The sequence below is a fragment of the Desmonostoc vinosum genome (assembly GCF_059505385.1).
The window spans coordinates 1-7,084 of record NZ_JCACKM010000240.1 but is presented as its reverse complement, the minus strand read 5'-3'; the positions used below and the strand labels follow the sequence as shown (position 1 = coordinate 7,084).

The window sequence follows — 7,084 nt, the reverse complement described above, 5'->3', positions numbered from 1 at the left end:
TCGATGACTCGCTCTAAGCGAAGCTATGCCGCAGGCTTTACGCTACGCTATCGCTACCGCTGACGCTCGTACCTCGCTACCGCTGACGCTCGAGGACTCGCTACCGCTGACGCTCGAGGACTCGCTACCGCTTCGCTAACGCTAACGTAATTAGGTTTTGTAATGGGATTTAGCGCAAAGTCACCTTATCAATACACTATTTGACTACTTTGTCAATGCGTAATTCCTAAAAACTTGCCGATTATAGAACCGGGGGACTTAAACCCACGGAACTCGTTAAATGAAATACGCCTAGTGTGAATGAGGAAAAAAGCAAAAGAAGTAAGAATTTGTCTACATAGCCATTTCGGCATTGATGTTCTCACATTCTAGTTTCAACCTATTTAATTCACATTAGGCGTAAGTTGCAAATTTAAAATCCCCAGCTGTTATGCTTCGTCGTAGGGTTCTAAGTCTAGAAGGTGGATATAGGGTTCTACTAGTTCTGGACGCTGAAAGGCGATCGCTCGCAGCAGATGCCAATCATCTAAACCCTCAAAAGCATTGCTATAATTATCTAACTCTAGACGTGTTGCCAGTTGTTCTACCTCTGCCACAGTCATGGCAGCAATTTCTTTCTTGGAAATGCTTAGAGTTGTCATAATGCTCGCCCCTCCCTTATGCAGCATTCGCCTTCAGCATGGGTTAAGTTACGTACTAGACGTAGCCACCCAATATATATTACTCATTAGAGGGCATTGATTTCGTGAAAATTTTCAGGATTCATACCAGATTTTGTAAAAAATTTGTAACCCTGACTAGTCAATTGTATTAACAACGAAATTTCGCAGCACCTCTAACATTTGCGGACGGATTTCATGCCCCATGTCATATTCGTGATATTCTAATTCCACTTCTAGTAATTCTAGAGTTTCTCGTGCCTTGTGGGCAGCTTGCAGGGGCACAACTTCATCATATCTACCATGCATGATTAAAGTTGGCGGCAAACCACCTTTAGCTGCCGTTGCTGCACCAGGATGTAAATACCCGCTCATGACAACTAAACCTGCTAGGGGCAATTTCAATCCTACATCTAAAGTCATTGCCCCGCCTTGAGAAAATCCACTCAAAATAGTCCGCGCCAAAGGCACACCTGTACTACTCTCTAAAGATAGCAACCAATCTATTAAAAGTTGGCGACTTTCTTCTAATCCCTGATACATATTTTCTTGATTCAAGTCATACCATGCCCTACCCGCAGGAGAATGAGGATAAGGAAAAGGTGCATTGGGAAATATAAACTGATAGTCTGGCAAGTTGAAAAATGGTAGTAGAGATGCCACATCATCAGCATTTGCACCCCAGCCATGCAAGGTAACGATTAAACCGACGGGAGGTTTAGAAGTCGAAGGTGGAAAAGTAACAAATTGCAAAGACAGAGGTTTACTCCTAAATAATTCAACTCTTCTAGTAAATCCTATCTTTAGAAGTACAATCTATGAATGCGTGAATTTGGAATTGAGAATTTTTAAGAATTGTCTGCTTCGTCTTCAAGAAGGATAGTGTTGAGAAGATTTAGCTCATTGGATGCCATAAAGTAGCGATCGCTAAAAACTGTTTCTAATTGTGTAAAAATCCGTCTACCTGCCACAGCTACCCAAGGAAATGTTCGATAGTAAGGGATTACGGGTATGACCAAGCCTTGAGGAGTTAGAGAACGTCCTAGCGCACTTCTCCAAACTTGCGGATCTTGTATTACTTGTTGGCGAGTATCATCTTCTGATTGTTCATTCCAGAAATGGGGATAGTCTAGAGGTAAGCCAATCACTATGTTTTTGGTTTTAAACGCTTGAAGTGTGGAAGATTCAATCACAAATCCTTCTTGTTCCCGACTCAACAGTTTATAAAGATACTCGTTTTCATCCCTGTGCATTTATGCCAGGGATGAAAACGGTTTAAGTCCTTCAGGACTCTTTGACTTAATCTCTTTGGTGAGCAATATATTCCATCACATTTTTTGTGGATATGTTGCCGGCAGTCGATAACGACTTCTATCTTGTGAGCGTTCATATTTCGATCAATAAGCAGGGTTTTCAGCCTGAATTACAGTTGTAATAATGTAATTATGTAATTAAACACAAATGTAATAAAGTACTTTATTACATTTGCTTCAGGCTTAAAAGCTTTTTAACTATCTATTCCTCATTTCCCCCACTCCCCATTTTCCAGCTAGATATTAATAAATCAAAGATGAAACTGGTAAAATACTGCTAGGCCAGTACTTCCAAAGACTTAACTAGGCCATAACCCATCAAGTAAGAGCATTATTAGAAAATATCATTACTGGCATGAGAAGGAAGGGCACACTCATCAAAGAGCGATCGCTACACTATGGTATAGCTGTGCTATCGGTTGCCTTAGCATTGGTGATTAGCCAGTTGCTCAACTCTTATCTGACTGCAACACCTACTGCACTATTTTTTATTGCAGTAATGATCAGTGCTTGGTATGGTGGTTTGGCTCCAGGGCTACTTGCGACTATTTTGTCTACTTTGGCAGTTAACTACTTCTTTTTGCAACCGCTTTATTCATTAAACACAGCAAGTTTGAATACTTTAATACCGCTACTGGTGTTTTTGACAGCAGCAGTGTTAATCAGCTCACTCAATGAATCACGCCGCACAGCTCTATTGAAAGCTGAAGCTAGTCTGAATTCTCTAAACGCAAGTGAAGCACGGTTTAGTCGTTTGGCACAATCGAATATTATTGGCATGATTGTGGCTGATATGCATGGCTGCATCATTGAAGCCAACGATGCCTTTTTGCAAATGATTGGTTATACGCGCGAGGATCTCAATTCTGGTCGAATATATCAGCAACAGATCACCTCATCTCAATCGCTTGAAGTCAGTCAGCAAGCAATTCAAGAAATCATAATTAACGGCAAATGTCAACCCTTTGAACAAGAATATATTCGCAAGGATGGCAGTCATATTCCTGTGATGCTAGGACTTGTCAAGCATGAAGATAGTACAATTATTGGCTTTGTGCTTGATTTTAGCGATCGCAAACAAGCAAAAGCCGAAATCGTTGAACTCAACCAAGCTTTAGCTCGGAGTCTCAAAGAACTACAGACATTACTTGAGGTGATTCCCATTGGTATTGGCATTGCTGAAGATGCTCAGTGTAGGCGGATTAGAGTTAATCCAACCCTAGCTAGGCAATTAAAGATTCCTCTGGATGCTAATGCTTCTTTAAGTGCTGCGGATGACGAAAAGCCCTCAAATTTTAAAGTATATCGCCATGGTCGAGAATTACAAGCTGACGAACTACCTATGCAGTATGCTGCTGCTAATGGTGTTGAGGTGATCAATGCAGAAGTTGAGATTGTTTACGAAGATGGAGAAATTGCCCTGTATTTAGTCTCGACTGCACCACTTTTTGATGAACAGGGACAGTCTAGAGGATGTGTAGCTGCATTCTTAGATATCACCGAGCGCAAACAAGCTGAGGCCGTCTTGCAACAACTCAACGAAATCCTAGAACAACGAGTCCAAGAGCGCACAGAACAATTGGCAGCTGCTAACAAAGAATTGGAATCCTTCTGCTATTCAGTTTCTCATGACTTGCGAGCGCCATTTCGCCATATCAGCGGATTTGTAGACTTACTAGAAAAGCGGCTGAAACCAACAAACTTAGATACTCTCACTCAGCACTATTTAACGACAATCGCTCAAAGTGCCAAACAAGCAGGAATCCTTGTTGATGAGTTGCTGGCTTTTTCCCGGATGGGACGTACAGAAATGCGCTACATCACTGTCAATATGACGCAGTTGGTAAAAGAAGTCAAACGCGATTTAACTATAGAAACTTCAGAATGTACAATTAATTGGCACATTGAGGCACTACCAGAGGTGCAAGGCGACCCCTCTATGCTTAGGCTTGTTCTCAGTAATCTCATTGGGAATGCTGTTAAATATACGCAAACTCAACCCTCAGCAGAAATCACTATTGGTAGTACTAATAATGAAAATGAAGTGATTTTTTTTGTTAAAGATAATGGTATTGGTTTTAATATGCAATATGTACATAAGTTATTTGGAGTATTTCAACGATTGCATAGTGATCCGCAATTTGAGGGTACAGGTGTGGGATTAGCAAATGTACAACGCATTATTCACCGACATAAAGGTCGAGTTTGGGCAGAGGGTGTAGTCGGCAACGGGGCTACCTTTTATTTCTCTTTACCTAAGCTGTCAAACAAGGAGAGTGAATGAACGAACTCAAGCGAATTCTACTAGTTGAAGACAGCGCCAACGATGCGGAATTAGTGCTAGCCGCATTATCAGAAAACCATCTTGCCAATGAAGTCGTGGTAGTACGTGATGGAGAGGAAGCATTAGATTATCTCTATCGGCGTGGGCTGTTTCGCTTACGGATGGAGGGACATCCTGTTGTGGTGTTGCTCGATTTAAAATTACCTAAAATCGATGGTATAGAGTTGCTGGCACACCTCAAATCTGACCCGGAAATGCGAGTAGTTCCTGTTGTAGTATTGACGTCTTCTCGTCAGGAACCAGACTTGATGAAATGTTATGAATTGGGCGTTAATGCGTATGTCGTCAAGCCTGTAGATTTCAATGATTTTGTCTATGCCATCAAGGGAATTGGGCTATTTTGGGCAGTGATTAACCAACCACCCCTGAGTACTTTACCTACTGCACCAAATCGTGAGTAAGTGAGCAATTTATGAGTGTACTGCGTTTCCTACTTTTAGAAGACAGTGTGGTAGATGCATTGCTCATCCAAACAACGCTAATGCAAGAGGGAATTGATTGCGAACTCTTGCGAGTCGAAAGTGATGCTGACTTTCTCGCCGCCCTACAAACTGAGACTTTCGACTTGATTCTTTCTGATTATATTCTGCCAGCTTTTGATGGCATTTCTGCTCTAGAAATAGCTCAAAATCACTGTCCAGATACTCCTTTTATCTTTGTCTCCGCAGTTTTGGGTGAAGAATTAGCGATTGAAGCTCTCAAAAACGGTGCAATCGATTATGTATTAAAGCAACGATTAGGGCGGTTGGCTCCCTCAATTCAACGGGCATTGCGAGAAGCTCAAGAACGCCGCGATCGCAAACTTGCAGAAGCAGCCCTAGAGCGCAGCGAAGCTCGTTTCCGCTCCATGGCAGAAAAAATTCAGGATGTCTTTTGGATTACAGATTTTAACATACCGCAGATTCTCTATGTTAGCCCTGCTTATGAACAGATTTGGGGGCGCTCTCGCAATGAACTTTACCAGAACTATACAACATGGTTAGAAACGATTCATCCTGAAGACCGAGAAAAAGTCAAAGCTACAGCCCTAACTTGCCAGCACGAGGACTATGTAGAAAATGAATACCGGATTGTTCGTCCTGATGGTTCAATTCGCTGGATTCGCGATCGCGGTTTTGCAATTCGTAACGCAGCGGGTGAAATTTATCAAGTAGTTGGTGTTGCTCAAGACATCACTGAACGCAAACATACTGAAGCCGAACGCGATCGCCTCCTCCAACTTGAGCAGATAGCCCGTAGTGACGCAGAAACCGCAAATCGGATTAAAGACGAATTTCTCGCAGTCCTGTCTCATGAATTGCGATCGCCCCTGAACCCGATTTTAGGTTGGGCGAAATTCCTCCAAACCCACAAACTTGATGAAACTACACTTGCCAAAGCCTTAGCAACCATCGAGCGCAATGCTCAATTACAAGCTCAATTAATTGAAGACTTACTAGATGTTTCTCGCATCCTCCAAGGTAAAATTAACCTTGAGATGGCATCTGTTAACTTAATAACCATTATTGAAGCAGCAATTGAAACAGTACGTTTAGCAGCAGAAGCTAAAAATATTCAGATTGAAACAATATTTAATGCAGATGTGGGGCCGGTTTTGGGTGATTCAGCCCGTTTACAGCAAGTTTTGTGGAACCTGCTCTCAAATGCTGTCAAATTTACTCCCAGTGGAGGGCGGGTAAATATCCAGTTGGAATGCAGAGATGCTCAAGCTCAAATTACTGTCAATGACACAGGTAAAGGTATCAAGCCTGACTTTTTACCTTATGTATTTGACTATTTTCGTCAGGCTGACAGTACAATAACCAGAAAATTTGGTGGATTAGGATTAGGCTTAGCGATCGTGCGCCACTTGGTAGAACTGCACGGTGGAACTGTGTGGGCAGAAAGCCCCGGCGAAAGTCAAGGGGCAAGCTTTAGTCTGAAGCTACCCTTGATGAAAAGTGGCAAAATCAGCGAAGACGGTATAAATTCTACTGCAACTGCCATTTCTGACTCCTCTCCCCTCATGGGTATGACGATTCTAGTTGTAGATGATGATCACGATACCCGTGAATTTTTATGCTTTGTGCTTGAGCAATTTGGGGCGATCGCTACCTCAGCAGCATCGGCTTTTGAAGCACTGCAACTATTAGAACAGTCTCAACCAGATATTTTGCTCAGTGATATTGGAATGCCAGAGATGGATGGCTACATGCTTATACAACAAATACGGGCTTTGGAAGCAGGGGAAGAGGGGCAGGGGGAGAAATTTTATGGTGATGTTATTATCCCTCCATTCAGTAATACCGAACATAGAGGACAATATTTGCCAGCGATCGCTCTGACTGCTTATGCTGGCGAAATCAATCAGCAGCAAGCAATCAGAGCCGGATTTCAAAAACACCTTTCCAAACCCATAGCACCAGAGCAATTACTGACAGCGATTTCTGAGTTAATTGGGCGTAGGTAGGGAATGGGGAATGGGGAATTGTCATATCATGTCCGTTTAAAGACTTATGATTTGGCTGACGCGGAGATAGGGAGATGCGGGGACGCGGGGACGCGGGGACGGGGAGACGCGGGGACGCGGGGATGCGGGGACGCGGGGACGCGGGGACGGGGAGACGCACAGAAAGATTTTGGAACGAAAAAATAGGCTTTATTCTGATTGAATGTAAAATACCTACACCTGTGAGGGCAGGGCAGGCAAGGGAGGCAGGGGAAGAAATAACAAACCCAGTCCCCAGTCCCCAGTCCCCAGTCCCCAATCCCCAGTCCCCAGTCCCCAA

General features: G+C 43.1%; 7 protein-coding genes. 4 read left to right on the top strand and 3 right to left on the bottom strand.

Annotated features, from left to right (window positions below; all coding sequences use genetic code 11):
• Positions 1-428: 428 nt before the first annotated feature.
• From isiD to AC5JMF_RS27415, 3 genes are all read right to left on the bottom strand, one after another.
• Positions 429-641 carry a protein IsiD gene (gene isiD / locus AC5JMF_RS27425; RefSeq protein ID WP_495798870.1) on the bottom strand — a complete coding sequence of 71 codons (213 nt, stop codon included), beginning with the start codon at positions 639-641 and terminating at the stop codon, positions 429-431.
• Between the two features lie 156 nt (positions 642-797).
• Entirely contained in the window at positions 798-1,412 is a 615-nt protein-coding gene (locus AC5JMF_RS27420) for an alpha/beta hydrolase (protein ID WP_495798869.1), read from the bottom strand.
• A 95-nt stretch (positions 1,413-1,507) separates the two neighbouring features.
• Complete coding sequence (locus AC5JMF_RS27415; RefSeq protein WP_495798868.1) at positions 1,508-1,912, bottom strand: hypothetical protein; 405 nt, start codon at positions 1,910-1,912, stop codon at positions 1,508-1,510.
• 415 nt (positions 1,913-2,327) lie between these two features.
• Between AC5JMF_RS27415 and AC5JMF_RS27410 the strand changes: the two genes are divergently transcribed.
• The 4 genes from AC5JMF_RS27410 to AC5JMF_RS27395 form a co-directional block, all read left to right on the top strand.
• Positions 2,328-4,256, top strand: a complete 1,929-nt coding sequence (locus AC5JMF_RS27410; protein WP_495798867.1) for a PAS domain S-box protein — start codon at positions 2,328-2,330, stop codon at positions 4,254-4,256.
• Entirely contained in the window at positions 4,253-4,717 is a 465-nt protein-coding gene (locus tag AC5JMF_RS27405) for a response regulator (RefSeq protein WP_495798866.1), read from the top strand. Before AC5JMF_RS27410 ends, AC5JMF_RS27405 begins: the two co-directional genes overlap by 4 nt.
• Before the next feature lie 11 nt (positions 4,718-4,728).
• Positions 4,729-6,765, top strand: coding sequence for a hybrid sensor histidine kinase/response regulator (locus tag AC5JMF_RS27400; protein WP_495798865.1), 2,037 nt, complete (start codon positions 4,729-4,731; stop codon positions 6,763-6,765).
• A gap of 74 nt (positions 6,766-6,839) precedes the next feature.
• Positions 6,840-7,084, top strand: a 245-nt coding sequence (locus AC5JMF_RS27395) for a hypothetical protein (RefSeq protein WP_495798864.1), incomplete at its 3' end; no start/stop codon positions are given.